The 19184-nt window shown below is 68.8% G+C and carries 18 protein-coding genes; 16 read left to right on the top strand and 2 right to left on the bottom strand.

What is annotated here, in order from left to right:
* Positions 1 to 127: 127 nt before the first annotated feature.
* The gene (locus OEJ36_RS16550; RefSeq protein ID WP_263402437.1) at positions 128 to 1081 is read right to left on the bottom strand and encodes a LysR family transcriptional regulator; all 954 of its coding nucleotides are present in this window, start codon (positions 1079 to 1081) and stop codon (positions 128 to 130) included.
* Positions 1082 to 1273: 192 nt separating this feature from the next.
* On the opposite strand from OEJ36_RS16550, the gene OEJ36_RS16545 reads away from it, so the two are divergent.
* From OEJ36_RS16545 to OEJ36_RS16485, 13 genes are all read left to right on the top strand, one after another.
* Positions 1274 to 3643, top strand: coding sequence for a TonB-dependent receptor (locus tag OEJ36_RS16545; RefSeq protein ID WP_263402436.1), 2370 nt, complete (start codon positions 1274 to 1276; stop codon positions 3641 to 3643).
* A 140-nt stretch (positions 3644 to 3783) separates the two neighbouring features.
* Positions 3784 to 5118, top strand: a complete 1335-nt coding sequence (locus OEJ36_RS16540; RefSeq protein ID WP_263402435.1) for an aryl-sulfate sulfotransferase — start codon at positions 3784 to 3786, stop codon at positions 5116 to 5118.
* Positions 5119 to 5187: 69 nt separating this feature from the next.
* On the top strand, positions 5188 to 6903 hold the full coding sequence (locus OEJ36_RS16535) for an aryl-sulfate sulfotransferase (protein WP_263402434.1): 1716 nt from the start codon (positions 5188 to 5190) through the stop codon (positions 6901 to 6903).
* A 300-nt stretch (positions 6904 to 7203) separates the two neighbouring features.
* Positions 7204 to 8868: a malonate decarboxylase subunit alpha gene (gene mdcA, locus OEJ36_RS16530; RefSeq protein WP_263402433.1), complete on the top strand. Its 1665-nt coding sequence runs from the start codon at positions 7204 to 7206 to the stop codon at positions 8866 to 8868.
* Complete coding sequence (locus tag OEJ36_RS16525) at positions 8868 to 9716, top strand: triphosphoribosyl-dephospho-CoA synthase (protein ID WP_263402432.1); 849 nt, start codon at positions 8868 to 8870, stop codon at positions 9714 to 9716. Before mdcA ends, OEJ36_RS16525 begins: the two co-directional genes overlap by 1 nt.
* 2 nt (positions 9717 to 9718) lie before the next feature.
* Positions 9719 to 10018 (top strand): malonate decarboxylase subunit delta, encoded by a 300-nt coding sequence (locus OEJ36_RS16520; protein WP_263402431.1) that lies wholly within the window; start codon positions 9719 to 9721, stop codon positions 10016 to 10018.
* Entirely contained in the window at positions 10011 to 10865 is an 855-nt protein-coding gene (locus OEJ36_RS16515; protein ID WP_263402430.1) for a biotin-independent malonate decarboxylase subunit beta, read from the top strand. Before OEJ36_RS16520 ends, OEJ36_RS16515 begins: the two co-directional genes overlap by 8 nt.
* A complete protein-coding gene (gene mdcE / locus OEJ36_RS16510) occupies positions 10862 to 11653 on the top strand; it encodes a biotin-independent malonate decarboxylase subunit gamma (RefSeq protein WP_263402429.1) in 792 nt (263 codons plus the stop codon). Before OEJ36_RS16515 ends, mdcE begins: the two co-directional genes overlap by 4 nt.
* Before the next feature lie 61 nt (positions 11654 to 11714).
* Positions 11715 to 12329: a malonate decarboxylase holo-ACP synthase gene (locus OEJ36_RS16505; RefSeq protein ID WP_263402428.1), complete on the top strand. Its 615-nt coding sequence runs from the start codon at positions 11715 to 11717 to the stop codon at positions 12327 to 12329.
* On the top strand, positions 12326 to 13246 hold the full coding sequence (gene mdcH, locus OEJ36_RS16500) for a malonate decarboxylase subunit epsilon (RefSeq protein WP_263402427.1): 921 nt from the start codon (positions 12326 to 12328) through the stop codon (positions 13244 to 13246). Before OEJ36_RS16505 ends, mdcH begins: the two co-directional genes overlap by 4 nt.
* A 59-nt stretch (positions 13247 to 13305) precedes the next feature.
* Positions 13306 to 13707, top strand: a complete 402-nt coding sequence (madL, locus tag OEJ36_RS16495; RefSeq protein WP_263402426.1) for a malonate transporter subunit MadL — start codon at positions 13306 to 13308, stop codon at positions 13705 to 13707.
* A gap of 5 nt (positions 13708 to 13712) precedes the next feature.
* Positions 13713 to 14477 (top strand): malonate transporter subunit MadM, encoded by a 765-nt coding sequence (madM, locus tag OEJ36_RS16490; protein ID WP_263402425.1) that lies wholly within the window; start codon positions 13713 to 13715, stop codon positions 14475 to 14477.
* 110 nt (positions 14478 to 14587) lie between these two features.
* Positions 14588 to 15991, top strand: a complete 1404-nt coding sequence (locus OEJ36_RS16485; RefSeq protein ID WP_263402424.1) for a sodium:proton antiporter — start codon at positions 14588 to 14590, stop codon at positions 15989 to 15991.
* Positions 15992 to 16045: 54 nt separating this feature from the next.
* On the opposite strand, the gene OEJ36_RS16480 is transcribed toward OEJ36_RS16485, so the two are convergent.
* Complete coding sequence (locus tag OEJ36_RS16480; RefSeq protein ID WP_263402423.1) at positions 16046 to 16963, bottom strand: LysR substrate-binding domain-containing protein; 918 nt, start codon at positions 16961 to 16963, stop codon at positions 16046 to 16048.
* Positions 16964 to 17148: 185 nt separating this feature from the next.
* Here OEJ36_RS16480 and OEJ36_RS16475 point away from each other — a divergent pair, with 185 nt between their 5' ends.
* The 3 genes from OEJ36_RS16475 to OEJ36_RS16465 are packed head-to-tail and all read left to right on the top strand — an operon-like array spanning position 17149 to position 18849.
* Positions 17149 to 17730, top strand: a complete 582-nt coding sequence (locus OEJ36_RS16475) for an RBBP9/YdeN family alpha/beta hydrolase (protein ID WP_263402422.1) — start codon at positions 17149 to 17151, stop codon at positions 17728 to 17730.
* Positions 17731 to 17750: 20 nt separating this feature from the next.
* Positions 17751 to 17885, top strand: a complete 135-nt coding sequence (locus OEJ36_RS16470) for a hypothetical protein (protein WP_263402421.1) — start codon at positions 17751 to 17753, stop codon at positions 17883 to 17885.
* A gap of 49 nt (positions 17886 to 17934) precedes the next feature.
* Positions 17935 to 18849 (top strand): sigma-54-dependent transcriptional regulator, encoded by a 915-nt coding sequence (locus OEJ36_RS16465; RefSeq protein WP_263402420.1) that lies wholly within the window; start codon positions 17935 to 17937, stop codon positions 18847 to 18849.
* Positions 18850 to 19184 lie beyond the last annotated feature (335 nt).

Below are 19184 nucleotides of genomic sequence, written 5' to 3'. Positions count from 1 at the left end.
TGACCGTAGGTGGGTGCCGAGCGCAGCGAGGCCCAACACAGCGGTGCCGATCCCTTCGCGAATGAATTCGCTCCCACGGAAAAGCCGGAGCCGTGCGTAGGGTGGCGGCCTCGGGAAGCGATAGCGATCAGACCCCGAATCGGTCTGTCTCCAGGCCCGCGAGCCCGGAGGGGATCGCCTGGTCGGCGTCGGTGATGTGGCGGACCATGGCCTCGGCCAGGGGCGAGAGGCTGTAGCCCACGCGGCTGACCACGCCGTAGCGGGTGTAGCACTCCTCGAGGTCGGCGGGCAGGTCCACCGGTTGCAGCGCCACCAGGGCGCCGTCGCCGAGGAAGGGCGCGAGGTTGCCCTGGCCGGCGATGCCGATGGCGTCGGAATTGAGCACCACGTTGAGCAGCGCGTAGCCGTGCTCGCATTCGACGTTGGGGGCGAAATCCTGGCGGCCGCTGTAGTCCACCAGCACCTTGCGGATGTTCGGTGGGCGGAAGGTGGTGGCCAGGGGGTAGGCGAAGATATCCGCCGTATGCACCGCGTCCCGTTGCGCCAGCGGGTGGCCGGCGCGGCAGCAGAAATGCCACTTCTGCGGTTTGAGCTTGTGCACCCGGTAGTCGGGGTCCGCCTCGAAGCTGCGGGTGTCGGCGACGAAGAACTCGATCTCCTCGCTCACCAGGCGCCGGTTCAACTCCTGCCAGGCGTCCACCTGGAACTGCACCCGCACCTGCGGGAATTCGCTGATGAAGCGCCCCACCGCACGGGGGATCAGCTGCGCCGCCGGCGCCGGGCCGCTGCCGAAGCGCACCACGCCGGATTGCAGGCCGTTGAACTGGCCGATCTCGTTGGCCAGGTTGTGCGCGCCGTGCACCAGGCGCCGCGCATGCTCCAGCACCAGCAGGCCCTGCCGGGTGGGATGCAACTCCTTGCTCGCACGGTCCACCAGGCGGCAGCCGGCGCTGTGCTCCAGGGCCTGGATGCTGCGGCTGAAGGCCGATTGCGAAAGGTTCACCGCCGCCGCCGCGGCGACGAAGCTGCGGTGTTCGGCGAGGGCCACGAAGTGGCGGAGCTGGCGCAGGTCGATATGCATTTTCTACATGAAAAGATTCGGTGAATTGCAATTGCCGCAGGCGGCCCCTGCTCCTTATAAAGGCAATCTCTTATTCCTCAAAAAACGAAATAAAACTATTGATATGCAATTGATGAATAAGTGATTCGCCACCGCGATTCGGTTCCGCCATACGGAAGTGCTCGCCCGGCTGACCCCCACAGGAGCATCTGCATGAATCGCGTCATCCCGCGCCGCCTCGCCACCGCGAGCGGCCCTTCACTGTTTCTCAAGCCCCTGGCCCTCGCCGTGCTGCTGGGCGCCGGCGGCCTGGCCCAGGCTGAAACCACCCAGGGCACCGACGCCTCGGCGGCCCCCCAGAAGCCCGCCGCCAGCGAGGAAAAACGCCTCGGTACCGTCACCGTCAATGCCCGCCGCCGCGAAGAGAGCGCCCAGAGCGTGCCCACGCCCATCAGCGTGCTCGGCGCCGAAACCCTGGAGACCCAGCGCATCTACCGCGTCCAGGACCTGCAGCAACTGGTGCCCAGCACCAACGTCGCCTACGTCCATGCGCGCCAGTCGAGCATCTCCATCCGTGGCCTGGGCAACAACCCGGCCAGCGACGGCCTCGAAGGCAGCGTCGGCGTCTACCTGGACAACGTCTACCTGGGCCGCCCGGGGATGGCCGTGTTCGACCTGCTGGACGTGGAGCAGCTGGAAGTCCTGCGCGGGCCCCAGGGCACCCTGTTCGGCAAGAACACCACCGCCGGCGTGCTCAACATCACCTCGCGCAAACCCACCTTCACCACGGAACGCAGCATCCAGAGTTCGGTGGGCGAAGACGGCTACTGGCAGACCCAGGGCAGCGTCTCCGGCGGCCTCACCGAGACCCTCGCCGGGCGCCTGTCGGCCTACCGCACCGAAGACAACGGCTACGTGAAGAACCTCTACAACGGCGACGACCTCAACGGCGGCAAGCGCCAGGGCTTCCGGGGCCAGCTGCTGTTCGAGCCGAGCGAAACCTTCAACCTGCGCTGGATCGGCGAATACAACGAGGAAGATTCCAACAACGGCATCCTCAGCCTCTACAGCACCGGCCCCACCATCAACGGCGTCAACCGCTACGAGCAGCGCGCCGCCGCAGCCGGCGCCACCCTGGTTTCGGGCAAGGAGCGCAAGGTCAACTTCGACTCCGACCAGCAGGTGACGGTGTTCCAGGGCGGCACCTCGGTGGAGGCCAACTGGACCCTGCCCAACGACTTCACCCTCACCTCCATCAGCGCCTACCGCTGGTGGGACTTCACCCCGCGCAACGACGACGGCCTCAACGTCTCGGCCGCCATCAACGCCGGCGTCTCGGTGCGCGACAAGCAGTACTCCCAGGAAATCCGCCTGGCCTCGCCCAAGGGCGACGCCTTCGACTATGTGCTGGGCGCCTACTACTTCAAGCAGGACCTGGATAACCACGCCTTCACCTACTACGGGCCCCAGGCCGATATCTGGAACGGCACGCCCACCGGCGCCCTGGCCAATGTCACCACCCAGGGCTACGGCCATATCGACACCGACAGCTACGCGCTCTTCGCCCAGGCCACCTGGCACCTCACCGAGCGCCTGGACTTCACCGCCGGCCTGCGCGGCACCTACGAGGAGAAGGACGCCTGGATCGAACGCTTCGCCCCCACCGGCGGCGCAGCGGTCAGCGGTGCGGCGGCCACTGCGCGCCAGGGCCGGGTCGGTGCCTACGACTCGGGCGATCTCAGCCAGCACAGCTTCAGCCCCTCCGGCCTGCTCGCCCTGAGCTACCAGGTCAACCCCGACCTGCTCGGCTACGCCTCGCTGTCCCACGGCGAGAAATCCGGCGGCATCAACCTCACCGTGGCCAGCGCCCCCACCGCCGGCGCCGACTCCCTGCTGGTGGGCACCGAGCGCGCCAACAACGCCGAGATCGGTTTCAAGAGCACCCTGCTGGACCGCACCCTGCTGCTCAACGCCAACCTGTTCTGGACCGAGGTCCACGGCTACCAGGCCAACGCCTACGACGAAGGCACGCGCACCTCCTACCTGACCAACGCCGGCTCGGTGCGCTCCCGTGGCCTGGAACTGGAGACCACCTGGCAGCCCGTGCGCGGCCTGACGCTCAACGCCAACGGCTCGTGGAACGACGTGCGCTACCTCTCCTACAAGGACGCCCCCTGCCCGCCGGAAGTGGGCTTCGCCCCGGGCGCGCCGGCCTCCTGCGACCTCTCCGGGCACCAGGTGGTCGGCGCCTCCAAGTACATCGCCAACCTCAATGGCGAGTACCGCTGGCAGCTGCAGGAGCGCATCGAACCCTATGTCACCGCCAGCTACGCCTTCCGTTCCCGCGCGGTGGGCACCATCGACGACTCCGAGTACGGGCAGATCCCCAGCTACGCGGTGGTCAACCTCTCCGGCGGCGTGCGCCTGGACCAGGGCGACAGCGTGCTCGACCTCTCTCTGTGGCTGAAGAACGCCGGCGACAAGACCTACTTCACCAGCCTGTGGAACTCCGCCAACGGCGGTTATGCCGGCGTCCTGGGGACCCCGCGAACTCTCGGTGCCACCGCTCGATACGACTTCTAACCAAAGGGCTGCTGCGCGTCGGCCAGGCGGCGTTGGAAACCGCGTCGAATGCTCATTCAGACCACTGAACTGCGCGTCCTCCCCCGTTTCCGCCTTGCCTGGCTCTAGCTCGCGAGCCCCTTACCCAAAAGGAAAGAGACATGAAATTCAAAGCACTCGGCCTCGCCGCCGCCCTGGTCGCCGGCCATGCCGCCGCGGCCCCCAGCGTCTACCCCACCGGGGTGACCCTCTACGACCCGGCCAAGGCCTGGAACGGCTATGTGATCTTCAGCGCGCCGGACAAGCAGACCCGCCTCATCGACATGAACGGCAACGAGGTGCGGCGCTGGGAGGGCACCGGCTTCCCCGCCGCGCTGATCGACCCCCGGCTCAACGGCGGCAAGCGCGGCCACCTCTTCGTGCAGCTGGAGGAAGTGAAGGAGCCGAGCAAGCTCGCCTCCGCCGGCAACGGCCTGCGCAACAAGGTGGTGGGCGAGCTGGACTGGGACGGCAAGGTGGTCTGGCAGTGGGGGGAAAAGGCCCCCGGCGGTGCCGCCCAGCAACACCATGACCAGCGGCGCCTGGCCAACGGCAACACCCTGGTGCTGGCCAACCGGCTGCACCCGGTGAAGGGCTTCGAGGTGCCCCAGGTGATCGACGACGTGATCTACGAGGTCACCCCTGCCGGCAAGGTGGCCTGGAGCTGGACCGCCTCCGAGCACCTGGAGGAATTCGGCTTCACCGCCGAGCAGCTCAAGCTGGTGCGCGCCAGCAAGAACCCCGACGTGCTGCACATCAACAACCTCGGCCCGGTGGGCCCGAACAAATGGTTCGACGGCGGCGACAAGCGCTTCCACCCGGACAACCTGCTGTTCGACTCCCGCGAGGCCAACTTCATCGCCATCATCGACCGCCAGACCGGCAAGGTCGCCTGGCGCCTCGGGCCCAACCTGCCCACGCTCAACCCCTACGCGCCGCCCCAGGTGCCGCGCCCGGTGGACCAGTTCTCCGGCCAGCATGACGCCCACATCATCCCCGCCGGCCTGCCCGGCGCCGGCAACCTGCTGGTGTTCGACAACCAGGGCGAGGCCGGTTACCCGCGCGTGCCGCTGAGCCTGCTGGGTGGCTCGCGGGTGCTAGAGATCGACCCGGTGAAGGGCGAGATCGTCTGGCAGTACAGCGCCGCCGACAGCGGCCAGCCGGGCTGGGCCTTCTTCAGCGCCTTCATCAGCAGCGCGCGGCGCCTGCCCAACGGCAACACCCTGATCGACGAAGGCAAGTTCGGCCGGGTGTTCCAGGTCACCGCCAAGGGCGAGATCGTCTGGGAATACATCAGCCCCTACTTCGGCAAGGCGCCCCTGGGCAACGCCCGCAGCAACTGGCTCTACCGCGCGCTGCCGGTGCCCTACGACTGGGTCCCGGAAGGCACGCCGCGCTCCGAACAGGCGGTCACCCCGCCGGCCCTGGAACAGTTCCGCGTATCCACCAACCCCTGATCACCCCGCCCCCGTGGGAGCGAATTCATTCGCGACTCGCTCCTCGGGGCTTCTAGAAGGACACAGGCCATGAACGCCAAGACCGAAACCCCCAGCCTTCCCGAAGGTGCCTGCATCACCGCCCGCGTACCGGGCCCCGACAACCGCCTGCTCGGCGACGTGGTGGTCAACCCCTATCGCCTGGCGCCGCTCACCGCCGTGATCCGCGACGGCGGCCGCGCCATCAGCGACGCCCATGTGCGCGTGCTGGGCCGTGGCGAGCGCGGCGTGACCCTCGCCTACGAGGTGTCCGACAGCGCCCTCTGGACCCACGGCGGCATCCCCGTGTTCGGCCTCTACCCCGACCACGTCAACCAGGTGGAAGTGAGCTACCGGCTCGACGGCGAGCGCATCCAGGAGCGCTTCGCCATCTACGCCCCAGCGGTGCGCCTGCCGGTGGTGGCCAGCCAGACCGCCGCGCTGCCGGAAGTGGAGCCGGTAAAGGTGGCCCCCGGCTTCGAGCAGCGCCTGTACCTGTTCAACCACCTGCTGGGCGAGATCCCCGGCGGCCGCGCCTTCAAGTGGAACGCCCTGGGCGGTGCCGCCGAGTGGGACCAGGTGGGCAACAACTGGATCGCCGACAGCAACGGCGACGTGCGCTGGTACCTCGACATCGAGCAGATCCACGACTCCAACCGCCGCGACGGCCTGGGCGGCACCATGGGCTTCCAGCAGACCCGCGACGGCAAGCTGATCTGGGGCCAGGGCCAGACCTATTCCAAGTACGACCTGCTCGGCCGGCGCGTCTGGCAACGCAACCTGCCGGACAAGTTCGCCGACTTCTCCCACGAGATCCGCGAGACGCCCCACGGCACCTACCTGCTGCGGGTCGGCACCAGCGACTACCGCCGCCCCGACGGCAAGCGCGTGCGCTCCATCCGCGATCACATCATCGAGGTCAGCGAGGCCGGAGACGTGCTGGAGTTCTGGGACCTCAACCAGATCCTCGACCCCTATCGCGGCGAGCTGCTGGAAACCCTCGGCAAGGCCGCCCTCCAGCTGCCCGCCGGGGTGGAGAAGCAGGACAGCACCGCCGCCAACGAACTGCTCGAAGGCGAGCTTCCCTTCGGTGATACGCCCGGCGTCGGCACCGGGCGCAACTGGGCCCACGTCAATGCCATCGACTACGACGCCAGCGACGACAGCATCATCATCTCGGCCCGCCACCAGGGCGTGGTGAAGATCGGCCGCGACAAGCAGGTGAAGTGGATTCTCGCCGCGCCCCAGGGCTGGCCCGAGCGCCTGCGTGACAAGGTGCTGACCCCGGTGAACGCCCAGGGCCAGGCGCTGGCGCAACAGGATGGCACCTACGCCGAAGGCTTCGACTGGTCCTGGACCCAGCACACCGCCTGGCTCACCGGGCGCGGCACGCTGACCGTATTCGACAACGGCTGGGGCCGCGACTTCGCCCCCACCCAGCTCAGCGGCAACTACAGCCGCGCGGTGGAGTACCGCATCGATGAGGCCAGGGGCACCGTCGAGCAGGTCTGGGAATACGGCAAGGAACGCGGGGACGAGTGGTACAGCCCCATCACCTCGGTGGTGGAATACCGCGCCGACCGCGACACCCAGTTCATCTACTCCGCCTCGGTGGGCTACCTCACGCCCGAGAAGCTCACCACCAGCGTGCTCAACGAAGTGAAGTACGGCAGCCAGGAGGTGCAAGTGGAGCTCAAGGTCCACAGCCGCCAACCCGGCAGCGTCGGCTACCGCGCCCTGGTGATCGACCTGGCCAAGGCCTTCTGACCGCCGAGCACGGTGCATGACCGCAGGTCGGCGCCGAGCGCAGCGAGGCCCAACACCGCGATCCCGCACCCTCTGCACAAGCAGTTGAAGGCCTGCGTAGGGTGGACGTCGCTCTTTACGTCCACCAGCGGAGCCCCGGTCGACCCCGCGTGGTGGACCGGTGAAGCGTGGTCCACCCCGGCATCGTGCCGCAGCGGATCGTTAACCTCGCCGTAACGATCCGTCCCCGGGCTTGATTGATGACCCACCGGTCGCGCTCCTAAGGTTCGCTCCACGACAGCGGAACCCGTGGAGCATCCAATGACAACGACAATCTCCCCACCGCCGCAATGGTCGCGTCGGCGTGCGGAAAAGCAGCGTCGCCTCGACCAGGTGCGAGCCCTCGCCGACGGCGTGGTGCTGCCCAGCGAGCGCATCGTCGCCGCCCTGGAGGCGCTGATCGCCCCCGGCGACCGGGTGGTGCTCGAAGGCAACAACCAGAAGCAGGCGGACTTCCTCTCCCGCTCCCTGGCCAAGGCCGACCCCGGGCGCCTGCACGACCTGCACATGATCATGCCCAGCGTCAGCCGCGCCGAGCACCTGGACCTGTTCGAGCGCGGCATCGCCCGCAAGCTCGACTTCTCCTTCGCCGGCCCGCAGAGCCTGCGCATCAGCCAGCTGCTGGAAGACGGCCTGCTGGAAGTCGGCGCCATCCACACCTACATCGAGCTGTACTCGCGCCTGCTGGTGGACCTGATCCCCAACGTCGCGCTGGTGGCCGGCTTCATGGCCGACCGCCACGGCAACATCTACACCGGCCCCAGCACCGAGGACACCCCGGCCCTGGTAGAGCCCACGGCCTTCTCCGACGGCATCGTCATCGTCCAGGTCAACGAGCTGGTGGACGACGTCGGCGACCTGCCGCGCGTGGACATCCCCGCCTCCTGGGTCGATTTCGTGGTCGTAGCCGACAAGCCCTTCTACATCGAGCCGCTGTTCACCCGCGACCCGCGCCACATCAAGCCGGTGCACGTGCTGATGGCGATGATGGCGATCCGCGGCATCTACGAGAAGCACAAGGTCCAGTCGCTCAACCACGGTATCGGCTTCAACACCGCCGCCATCGAGCTGATCCTGCCCACCTACGGCGAATCCCTGGGCCTGAAAGGCAAGATCTGCCGCAACTGGACGCTCAACCCGCACCCGACGCTGATCCCCGCCATCGAGACCGGCTGGGTGGAAAGCGTGCACTGCTTCGGCACCGAGCTGGGCATGGAGGGCTACATCGCCCAGCGCCCGGACGTGTTCTTCACCGGCCGCGACGGCTCCATGCGCTCCAACCGCATGATGTGCCAGCTGGCCGGGCAGTACGCGGTGGACCTGTTCATCGGCGCTACCCTGCAGGTGGATGGCGACGGCCATTCCTCCACCGTCACCCGGGGCCGCCTGGCGGGCTTCGGTGGCGCGCCGAACATGGGCCACGACCCGCGCGGACGCCGTCATTCCACCCCGGCCTGGCTGGACATGCGCCCCGAACCCGAGGCCCTGCTGGCGCGGGGCAAGAAGCTGGTGGTGCAGATGGTCGAGACCTTCCAGGAGGGCGGCAAACCCACCTTCGTCGAGACCCTGGACGCGGTCGATGTGGCGAAGAAGAGCGGCATGCCCCTGGCGCCGATCATGATCTACGGCGACGACGTCACCCACCTGCTCACCGAGGAAGGCATCGCCTACCTGTACAAGGCGCGCACGGTGGAAGAGCGCCGCGCCATGATCGCCGCCGTCGCCGGGGTCACCGCCATCGGCCTGCGCCACGACCCCAAGGACACCGAGCGCATGCGCCGCGAAGGGCTGATCGCCCTGCCCGAGGACCTTGGTATCCGCCGCACCGACGCGACCCGCGAACTGCTCGCCGCCAAGAGCATCGCCGAGCTGGTGGACTGGTCCGGCGGCCTCTACAACCCCCCGGCCAAGTTCAGGAGCTGGTGATGAGCGCAGTGATCGCGAAAAGCACCGGGCTGCCTCTGGCCGAGTGGCTGGCGGACCAGGCCGTCGACGCCCTGATCGACGAAGCCGACCTCTCGCCCAAGCCCGCGCTGGTGGACCGTCGCGGCAGCGGTGCCCACAGCGACCTGCACCTGGGCCTGATGCACGCCTCGGCGCTGTCGCTGTGGCCGGCCTTCAAGGCCATGGCCGAGGCGGCGGTGGAGTTCGGCGAAGTCGGCCAGCCGCTGCGCGAGGCCCTGGGCCGCATCGGCCGTGAAGGCGAGGCCGCCATGCTCGCCGTCACCGGCGGGGTCAACACCCATCGCGGCGCCATCTGGGCCCTCGGCCTGCTGGTGGCCGCCGCCGCGCTGGAACCGGGCCAGGCCGCCGCCGCCGCCATCACCACCCGCGCCGCGCGCATCGCCCTGATCGATGACCGCGCCGCGCCGCAGCAGGACAGCCACGGCAGTCGTGTCGCCCAGCGCTACGGCGCCCGCGGCGCGCGGGAGGAGGCCCAGCTGGGCTTCCCCGCCGTGCGCCTGCACGGCCTGCCGCAGCTGCAGCGCAGCCGTGCCCAGGGCAGTGGCGAGCAGAACGCCCGGCTCGATGCGCTGCTGGCGATCATGGCCGAGCTGGCCGACACCTGCGTGCTCTGGCGCGCCGGCCCGGAAGGGCTCGAGGCCATGCAGCGGGGCGCCCGCGCGGTGCTCGACGCCGGGGGCTGCGCCAGCCTCGACGGGCGTCGCCGGCTGCGCGAACTGGAAACCCGTTTGCTGGGGCTCAATGCCTCGCCGGGCGGCGCAGCCGATCTGCTCGCCGCCTGTTTGTTCATCGACCGAGTCGGGAGCTGACCATGGAAACCCTGTCTTTCGAATTCCCCGCCGGGCAACCCGCCCGGGGCCGCGCGCTGGTGGGCTGCGTCGGTTCCGGCGACCTGGAAGTGCTGCTGGAGCCAGGCCGCGCCGGCGCCCTGTCGATCCAGGTGGTGACCTCGGTGAACGGCAGCGAAACCCGCTGGCGGCACCTGTTCGAGCGCATGTTCGCCGGCCAGTCGCTGCCGGCCCTGTGCATCGACATCCACGATTTCGGCGCCACCCCCGGCGTGGTGCGCCTGCGCCTGGAGCAGGCCCTGGAGGAGGTGACCCATGACTGACAACGCACGCCTGCTGGCCACCCGCAGCTTCGTCGAACTGGGCGCCCGCCAGCGCGCCCGGGAATTGCTCGACCCGGGCTCGTTCCGCGAGCTGGTGGGGCCCTTCGAGCGGCTCGTCTCCCCCTGGCTGCCGCGCCAGGGCATCGTCCCCCAGGCCGACGACGGCGTGGTGGTGGCCAAGGGCAGCATCAATGGCCTGCCGGCGGTGATCGCCGCCATCGAGGGCGCCTTCCAGGGCGGGAGCATGGGCGAGGTGGGCGGCGCCAAGATCGCCGGCCTGCTGGAGCTGGCCGCCGAGGAAAACCGCAAGGGCATTCCCACCTGCGCCGTGCTGTTGCTGGAAACCGGTGGCGTGCGCCTGCAGGAGGCCAACCTGGGCCTGGCGGCCATCGCCGAGATCCAGGCCGCCATCGTCGAGCTGCGCCAGTACCAGCCGGTGGTCGGCCTGGTGGCAGGGCCGGTGGGCTGCTTCGGCGGCATGTCCATCGCCGCCGGGCTGTGCAGCCACCTGCTGGTCACCCGCGAAGCGCGCCTGGGCCTCAACGGCCCGCAGGTGATCGAGCAGGAAGCCGGCATCGAGGAATACGACTCCCGCGACCGGCCCTTCATCTGGAGCCTCACCGGCGGCGAGCAACGCATGGCCAGCCAACTGGTGGATGGCTATGTCGCCGACGATATCGACGCCATCCGCGAGGCCCTCGGCGGCCTGCTGGCCAGGGACGAGCAGGCGCTGCCCCGCAGCCGCCGGCATGCCTGGTTCCTCGAACGCCTGGCGCGCCTGGGCGATGACTGCGCACAACTGGACGCCGCCGCCGTGCGCGCCCTCTACACGGGAGAACCGCAATGAGCCGTGGAATGCAGTGGCTGCACGCCCTGGCAGGCGACAGCGAACAAGCCGGCTATCCGGCTTCGGTGAAGGTCATCGACGGCGAGGTGGGCAGCCGCGCCGCGCGCTTCATCGCCGTGGTGGCGGATGCCGCCAACCCCTTCCCCCGCGCCCGCAACGGCGAGGTGGGCCTGCTGGAAGGCTGGGGCCTGGCCAAGGCGGTGGATGACGCCATCGAGGCCGACGCTGGGCGCGGCACCAAGCGCGTGCTGGTGGCGGTGGTGGACGTACCCAGCCAGGCCTACGGCCGCCGCGAGGAGGCCCTGGGCATCCACCAGGCCCTGGCCGGTGCGGTGGACGCCTATGCCCGCGCCCGCCTCGCCGGGCACCCGGTGATCGGCCTGCTGGTGGGCAAGGCCATGTCCGGCGCCTTCCTCGCCCATGGCTACCAGGCCCAGCGCCTGATCGCCCTGGATGACGCCGGGGTGATGGTCCACGCCATGGGCAAGGCCGCCGCCGCACGCATCACCCTGCGCAGCGTCGACGACCTCGAAGCCCTCGCCGCCACCATCCCGCCCATGGCCTACGACCTCGACAACTACGCCTCCCTCGGCCTGCTCTGGGAGCGCCTGGCTGTGGATAACGTCGAGCAGCCCGCTGCCGCCGATGTCGCCCGGGTGAGCGATTGCCTGGTGCGGGCGGTGGCGGACATCGGCACCACCACCGACCTGCGCGGGCGCCTCGGCGCCGAGAACCGCGCGGCCTCGGCGAAGGTGCGGGCGATGCTGCGGGCGCAGTGGCAAGGCTGAGCCGTGAACCGCTGGGCCGCGCTGCGCGTGGCGCCCAACTACCTGTGATCGGGAGTCGCTGATGACCCTTCCACGCCCACACGATCTGCTCTGGGGCCTTGCCCCCGAGCAGCTGCCCGCCGAGGCCCCGGCCTGGGCGCGGCAGGTACTCGCCGCCGGCCAGCCGGTGGTGGTGCGCCGCGCGCTGTGCGAGCCGGGTCGGGTCGCCGTGGGCCTGCGTGGCGCCAGCCGCGAACAGCGCTTCGCCACGCTGATGCCCCTTGCCGCCATCCAGCGTTGCGTCAGCCCGGAGCAACTGCGCCCGCGCACGTCCGGGCACTGGCCGGCGCTGCGCGCACTGGTGGACCTCATGCCGCAGCTGGAAGCCACCGGCCTCGCCTGGGGCCCCACCGGCGGCGTCGGTTTCGAGCTGGCCACCGGCGTGCCAGTGCTGCATGCCGAAAGCGATCTCGACCTGGTGCTGCGCACCCCCGAACCCTTCGTGCGCCAGCGTGCCCGTGAGCTGCTGGCGCTCCTCGAACGCGCCCGCTGCCGCATCGACCTGCAACTGGAAACCCCGTTCGGCGCCGTCGCCCTCCGCGAATGGGCCGGCGATTCACGCCGCGTACTGCTCAAGTGCGCAGAGGGCGCGCGCCTTGTGGATAACCCCTGGCAGGCCCTGGAGTGCGTGGCGTGAGCAGCCTCTTCGCCTTCCCCGGCCAGGGTGCGCAGCAGGTGGGCATGCTCCACCAGTTGCCCCCCGAAGCACGCGCCTGCCTGGACGAGGCCAGCGTGGCGCTGGGCGAAGACGTGCTGGCGCTGGACTCGGCCGAGGCGCTACAAGGCACCCGCGCCGTGCAGCTGTGCCTGCTGATCACCGGCGTTGCCTGCGCCCGCCTGCTGCTGAGGGAGAGCCCGGCGCCGGATTACGTGGCCGGCCTGTCCATCGGCGCCTACGGGGCGGCGGTGGTCGCCGGTGCCCTGGAATTCGCCGATGCGCTGCGCCTGGTGGCCCTGCGCGGCGAGCTGATGCAACAGGCTTATCCACAGGGCTTCGGCATGACCGCCATCGGCGGGCTCGACCTGGGCACCCTGGAACGCCTGATCGCGGAGGCCGAAGGCACGGTGTTCCTGGCCAATATCAACGCCGACAACCAGCAGGTGATCGCCGGCAGCGACGCCGCCATGGCCGCCGTCGCCGCCCGCGCCCGCAGCCTGGGTGCCGGCCTGGCGAAGCGCCTGGCGGTCAGCGTGCCGTCCCACTGCGCGTTGCTGGAGGCACCGGCCCGCGAGCTGGCTGCGGCCTTCGCCGGGGTCCAGGTGCATCGCCCGCAACTCGGCTACCTCAGCGGCACCACCGCGCGGCCGATCCACGACCCCGAGCGCCTGCGCGACGACCTCGCCTTCAACATGTGCCGCGTCGTCGACTGGCACGGCACCCTGCGCAACGCCTATGAACGCGGCGTGCGCCTGCACATCGAACTGCCCCCCGGCGCCGTGCTCAGCGGCCTGGCGCGGCGCGTATTCGACCAAGGTACGGTGATCGCTTTCCAGGGCACCCGCCGCGATACGCTGGACGCCCTGCTGCGTCGGGAGGTAGGTCGAACGCCCTGAACCCCCGCGCGATTCGAAGCACAAGAACAACAACTTCGACAGAACCGAGGACAACAACAATGATCATCTACGGTGTCGCCTTTCTCGCCCTGTGCACCCTGGCAGGCCTCTTCATCGGAGAGCTGCTGGGCAAACTGCTCGGTGTCCCCGCCAACGTCGGCGGCGTGGGCATCGCCATGCTGCTGCTGATCTTCATCGGCAGCTACCTCAACAAACGCGGCCTGATGAGCGCCAAGTCCGAACAGGGCGTGGAGTTCTGGAGCGCGGTCTACATCCCCATCGTGGTCGCCATGGCCGCCCAGCAGAACGTGCTCGGCGCGCTCTCCGGCGGGCCGATGGCGATCCTCGCCGGCGTCGCTGCGGTGGTGCTGGGCTTCGCCATGGTTCCGGTGCTGGACAGGCTCGGGCAAAAGAAGCCCTCGGCGGCCCCCGCTGAGCCCCTGACCCACGCGCAACGGTGACCGCCATGTACGAATCCATGTTGAAAGTGATCAACGGCTACGGGCTGATCAGCGGCTTCGCTGTGATCGGCGTGACCATGTGGCTGTCCTACTGGCTTTCCGACAAGCTCACCCGTGGGCGCCTGCACGGCTCGGCCATCGCCATCTTCCTCGGCCTGGTGCTGTCCTATGTGGGTGGCGTGGTCACCGGCGGGCAGAAGGGCCTGGTGGACATCTCCCTGCTGTCGGGCATCGGCCTGCTGGGGGGCGCCATGCTGCGCGATTTCGCCATCGTCGCCACGGCCTTCGGGGTGAACATCGAGGAGCTCAAGCGCGCCGGGGTTTCCGGGGTGATCTCGCTGTTCGTCGGCATCGGCTCCTCCTTCGTCGCCGGTGTCGGCGTGGCCCTGGCCTTCGGCTACACGGACGTGGTCAGCCTCACCACCATCGGCGCCGGGGCGGTCACCTACATAGTCGGGCCGGTCACCGGCGCGGCCATCGGTGCCAGCTCCGAGGTGATGGCGCTGTCCATCGCCGCTGGCCTGGTGAAAGCCATCCTGGTGATGGTGGCAACGCCCTTCGTGGCGCCGCTGATCGGCCTCAACAACCCGCGCACGGCAGTGATCTTCGGCGGCCTGATGGGCACTTCCAGCGGCGTGGCCGGCGGCCTCGCGGCCACCGATCCGAAGCTGGTGCCCTATGGTTGCCTGACCGCTGCGTTCTACACCGCGCTGGGCTGCTTGATGGGCCCGTCGGTGCTGTTCTTTGCCATGCGCGGGCTGATGGGCTGAGCGGCGCTAGGTGGGGGAGGCGCTTTGGTTTAGCATCCCCCGTCTTTCGGGGTGCGGCGGCCCGCTGGGGCGCCGCACCGTTTTCCTCTCGCCCAGCCTGGTTGCCTCCGATGCCTTCATTGCGTGCCTGCCTGCTCATCCCCTTTCTGCTTCTACCCGCCGTCGCCCAGGCCGCCGAGGTCGATGGCGCCAGCCTCAGCCTGCTCTGGGCGCTGCCGTTCGCCGGCATCCTGCTGAGCATCGCGCTGCTGCCGATCTTCGCCGGTGACCTCTGGCACCACCATTTCGGCAAGATCACCGCCGCCTGGACGGCGCTGTTCCTGGTGCCCTTCGTCCTCGACTTCGGCGCCCATGCGACGCTGGCCATGGGCGTGCACGTGCTGTTCGGCGAGTACCTGCCCTTCATCGTGCTGCTGCTGGCGCTGTTCACCATCTCCGGCGGCATCCTGGTGCAGGGCAACCTGCACGGCTCGGCCGGGCTCAATACCCGGCTGCTGGCCCTGGGCACGCTGCTGGCCTCGGTGATGGGCACCACGGGCGCGGCCATGCTGCTGATCCGCCCGCTGCTGCGTGCCAACGACAACCGCCGGCACAACGCCCACGTGGTGGTGTTCTTCATCTTCCTGGTGGCCAACGTCGGGGGTGGCCTCACGCCCCTGGGCGACCCGCCGCTGTTCCTCGGCTTCCTCAAGGGCGTGGACTTCTTCTGGACCCTCAAGCACATGGCCCTGCCGGTGCTGGCCCTGGCCGTGCCGCTGCTGGCGATCTTCTATGTGATCGACCGCTACCTGTTCAGCCGCGAGAACGAGCTGACCCCCGTCGACCCCACCCCCGATGCGCCGCTGTACGTGCACGGGCAGTTCAACTTCCTGCTGCTGGCCGGCGTGGTCGGCGCGGTGCTGCTCTCCGGGGTGTGGAAGCCGGGCATCGGTTTCGACCTGCTGGGCACCCGCGTGGAACTGCAGAACCTGGTACGCGACGGCCTGCTGCTGGCCCTGGCGGGGCTGTCGCTGTGGCTGACGCCGGGTTGGGCACGCAAGGGCAACGAATTCAATTGGGGGCCGATCGTCGAGGTGGCCAAGCTGTTCGCCGGCATCTTCATCACCCTCACCCCGGTGATCGCCATCCTCCGTGCCGGCAGCGAAGGTCACCTGGCGGCGGTGGTTGCCGCCGTCACCGGCGCCGATGGCCAGCCGCTGGACACCATGTACTTCTGGATGAGCGGGGTGCTCTCCAGCTTCCTCGACAACGCGCCCACCTACCTGGTGTTCTTCAACCTCGCCGCCGGCGACGCCCAGGTGATGATGGAAAAGCTGCCGCAGACGCTGCTGGCCATCTCAATGGGCTCGGTGTTCATGGGCGCCATGACCTACATCGGCAACGCACCGAACTTCATGGTCAAGGCCATCGCCGAGCAGCGCGGGGTGAAGATGCCGAGCTTCTTCGGCTACATGCTCTGGTCCTGCGCCGTGCTGTTGCCGCTGCTGGCGGTGCTGCAGTGGGTGATGCTCTAAGGGGGCGCTCGGCGCTCCCGGGCTGAAGCCCGGGCTACGTCTCTGGCGCCGCCTTCAACCCCCGCGCGCCAGGCTGTACATCCGGCATTCGGCGAGCAGCGCCAGCAGGTTCGGGTCGCGCTCCTTGGCCTTGAGGAAGACCACGCCTATGTGCTGCTGCAGGCGGTAGCGCGCCTGCAGCGGGATCAGCTTCACGCGGTTCTCGTACACCGCCGCGATGCGCCCCGGCAGCAGGGCGTAACCCACCCCGGAACTGACCATGCTGAGCAGGGTGAAGATGTCGTTCACCTGCATCGCCACCTTCGGCTCGAAGCCCGCCTGCTGGAACACCCGGCTGCCGTCGCGGTGGGTGGCGAAGCCCTGGGTCAGGGTGATGAAGGTGGAGTCGGCGAGGTCCGCCAGGTCCACGTCGGGCTGATCGGCGAAGGGCGAGTCGGTGGGCACGGCGAGGAAGATATCGTCGGAGAACAGCGGCAGCTGCTCGCAATCGGCGTCGCTCACGCCCTCGTCGAGGGACACCAGGATGGCGTCCAGCTCCATGTTCTTCAGCTTGTAGAAAAGGTCGACGTTGGAGCCGAGGATCAGGTCGATGTTCAGCTCGCTGCGCCGCAGCTTCAGGCCCATGATCAGCTGCGGCACCGTCTTCACCGTCAGCGAATAGAGCGAGCCGAGCTTGAAGCGCTCGGCCGAGAAGCCCGCCGCCTCGCGGGTCAGGCGCACGGTCTCGAGCACCTCCTGCACCAGCTTCTGCGCACGTTCCTCCAGCACGAAGGCACTTTCCAGCGGCGTCAGGTTGCGCCCCTCGTGCTTGAACAGCGGGCAGCGCAGGGCGCTCTCCAGGGAGTGGATGGCGCGGTGCACGCTGACGTTGCTGGTGTTCAGCTCGGCCGCCGCGCGGGAGAGGTTGCCCGTGCGCATGAAGGCGAGGAAGGTCTGCAGCTTCTTCAGGGTGAGTTCGTCGTCGATCTGCATGGCGCCGCGTCCCGGTCCGGGTGATTGGAGCGAAGCCCACATCCTACAAGTTCGCGCCCGCGAACCCGATGGGACCTTTTGTGAATAAGCTAATAATGCATAAGTAAATAAATTCTTATTCCTTAACAGATATATGGGCAGCCCCTAGACTCCTCCTCGTCGAAACATTGCACGGAGGGCTCGCCATGCGCAGCCAGGCCATTCGTTACCTGATCCTGCCGGGATGGCAGGGCTCGCCAGACGAGCATTGGCAGAGCCATTGGCAACGCACCCTGCCCAACGCCAGCCGCGTCGAGCAGGCCGATTGGGACCTCCCCGAGCGGGACGCCTGGGTCGCGGCGCTGGAGCGCGCCATCGATGCCGAGCGCACGCCGGTGATCCTAATCGCCCACAGCCTGGGCTGCGTCACCGTCGCCCACTGGGCCCGGCAGGCCGACCCGGATGTGCTGCGCCGGGTACGCGGCGCACTGCTGGTAGCGCCGGCCGACGTCGAACGCCCCGGCTGCCCCGAACCGCTGCAGGGCTTTGCCCCGATTCCCCGGGCCTCGCTGCCGTTCCCCACGCTGCTGGTGGGCTCGGACAACGACCACGCCGCCAGCACCCCGCGTGCGCTGGAGCTGGCGCGCCACTGGGGCGCCGAGCCGGCCATCCTCGCCGGTGCCGGGCATATCAACGTGAAGTCCGGTCACCATCTCTGGGAGCAGGGGTTCGCCTACCTCTACCGGCTGCAGGGTCGCATCGAGCAACTGACCCGCAAGCGCGCCTGAGCACCTGCCCAGGATCGGTTGTGCGTCGGAACAACGGCGTTGAAAACGGCTTCGGGCTTGCTCATTTGCAGCTCGTGAAGTCTGCGCCTTCAGCTGTTTTCGCCTTGTTCTTCTCTGGCCCGCTCGATCCCGAACAGGTTCATTTTTCAATGTGACGCCAGGGCCCGCTGCTTCGCAGCCAGGGTCCGGCGGGAGATTTCGTTCATGACCCAGGACCATACCGGCCAGCCCCTGCTGAGCTTCGCCGATGCCGACCGCAGCCCCCTGAGCATCCGCGCCCGCGCGCTGGTGTTCGTCGATGCCCGCTCGCGGCGCCTGCGCGAGGAGGTGGAGCAACTGGCGCCGGCCGCCGTGCCGGTGCTGATCCAGGGCGAGACCGGCACTGGCAAGGAGTTGCTGGCGCGGCAGATCCACAAGGGCAGTGAACGCCCGGGGCTGTTCGTGGCGGTGAGCTGCAGCGCCATCAGCAAGGTCTACGCCGAGGCCGAACTCTTCGGCCACGCCCCGGGTGCCCATGCGGGCTCGGCCAGCAGCCGTGCCGGCTGGTTCGGCTCGGCCAACGGCGGCACCCTCTACCTCGACGAGATCGGCGACCTGCCGCTGCCCTTGCAGGCCAAGCTGCTGGCGGCCCTGGAAAGCCGCGAGGTGACCCGCGTCGGCGCCGCCCAACCGACCCCGGTGGACGCCCGCCTGGTGGCCGCCACCAGCATCGACCTGGCCAAGGCGGTGGCCGCCGGCAAGTTCAACGAGCGCCTGTACCAGTACCTGGATGAAGGCCGCGTCGAGCTGCCGCCGCTGCGCGAGCGCCCGGACGACATCCTGCCCCTGGCCGAATACTTCCTCGGCATCTACGCCCAGCGCCTGGACCTGCCGCTGCCCTTGATCAGCACCGCCGCCCAGGCCGCGCTGGAGAGCTACCCCTGGCCGGGCAACACCCGCGAGCTGGAGAACAGCGTGCACTTCGCGCTGCTGGTCAGCGATGGCGACGAGGTGCTGCCGCAACACCTCAACCTGCCGCCCGCGCCGAGTTATGCACAGCTCGCGCTGCAGCTGCGCCAGCTGGCCGCCAACGATGTGGATAACCTGCGGCAGCTGTTCGCCGAGGTGCTGGCGGGCTAGTCCTCCCAGACGTCGAGCGAGGTGGGGGACAGCACCGTAGGGTGGGCTTCAGCCCACCGCTCTTGTTCGGTTAGAAAATTTCGAGCTCAGCCCGTAGGGCCCACCAATACCCTGCGGGCCTTTCGCGAGTAGAACTCGCTCCTACCAACGCCACGCCCTGCATAGGGTCGAGGTCGCTTTCTTCCTCCGTCGAGTGAGGTGGGGGGCAGGAAGACACCGTAGGAGCGAGCTCTGCTCGCGAAGCTCTTCGGCTGGTTCGGTACCAAGCCCGTAGGGCGGGTGAAACCCGCGGGCGCCGTGCAGGGTAAATGTCGGGTTGCACCCGACCTACACGC

The organism is Pseudomonas sp. PDM13 (assembly GCF_025685765.1).
Lineage (GTDB): Bacteria > Pseudomonadota > Gammaproteobacteria > Pseudomonadales > Pseudomonadaceae > Metapseudomonas > Metapseudomonas solani.
This window is presented reverse-complemented; position numbering and strand designations above follow the sequence as displayed.

Excerpts from the sequence above, each read along its gene's own strand:
- OEJ36_RS16505 (WP_263402428.1), top strand. The coding sequence starts at position 11,715 with ATGACCCTTCCACGCCCACACGATCTGCTCTGGGGCCTTGCCCCCGAG.
- madL (WP_263402426.1), top strand. The coding sequence starts at position 13,306 with ATGATCATCTACGGTGTCGCCTTTCTCGCCCTGTGCACCCTGGCAGGC.
- OEJ36_RS16525 (WP_263402432.1), top strand. The coding sequence starts at position 8,868 with ATGAGCGCAGTGATCGCGAAAAGCACCGGGCTGCCTCTGGCCGAGTGG.
- mdcA (WP_263402433.1), top strand. The coding sequence starts at position 7,204 with ATGACAACGACAATCTCCCCACCGCCGCAATGGTCGCGTCGGCGTGCG.
- OEJ36_RS16540 (WP_263402435.1), top strand. The coding sequence starts at position 3,784 with ATGAAATTCAAAGCACTCGGCCTCGCCGCCGCCCTGGTCGCCGGCCAT.
- OEJ36_RS16545 (WP_263402436.1), top strand. The coding sequence starts at position 1,274 with ATGAATCGCGTCATCCCGCGCCGCCTCGCCACCGCGAGCGGCCCTTCA.
- madM (WP_263402425.1), top strand. The coding sequence starts at position 13,713 with ATGTACGAATCCATGTTGAAAGTGATCAACGGCTACGGGCTGATCAGC.
- OEJ36_RS16515 (WP_263402430.1), top strand. The coding sequence starts at position 10,011 with ATGACTGACAACGCACGCCTGCTGGCCACCCGCAGCTTCGTCGAACTG.
- OEJ36_RS16480 (WP_263402423.1), bottom strand. The coding sequence starts at position 16,963 with ATGCAGATCGACGACGAACTCACCCTGAAGAAGCTGCAGACCTTCCTC.
- mdcE (WP_263402429.1), top strand. The coding sequence starts at position 10,862 with ATGAGCCGTGGAATGCAGTGGCTGCACGCCCTGGCAGGCGACAGCGAA.
- OEJ36_RS16475 (WP_263402422.1), top strand. The coding sequence starts at position 17,149 with ATGCGCAGCCAGGCCATTCGTTACCTGATCCTGCCGGGATGGCAGGGC.
- OEJ36_RS16520 (WP_263402431.1), top strand. The coding sequence starts at position 9,719 with ATGGAAACCCTGTCTTTCGAATTCCCCGCCGGGCAACCCGCCCGGGGC.
- OEJ36_RS16465 (WP_263402420.1), top strand. The coding sequence starts at position 17,935 with ATGACCCAGGACCATACCGGCCAGCCCCTGCTGAGCTTCGCCGATGCC.
- OEJ36_RS16535 (WP_263402434.1), top strand. The coding sequence starts at position 5,188 with ATGAACGCCAAGACCGAAACCCCCAGCCTTCCCGAAGGTGCCTGCATC.
- OEJ36_RS16485 (WP_263402424.1), top strand. The coding sequence starts at position 14,588 with ATGCCTTCATTGCGTGCCTGCCTGCTCATCCCCTTTCTGCTTCTACCC.
- OEJ36_RS16550 (WP_263402437.1), bottom strand. The coding sequence starts at position 1,081 with ATGCATATCGACCTGCGCCAGCTCCGCCACTTCGTGGCCCTCGCCGAA.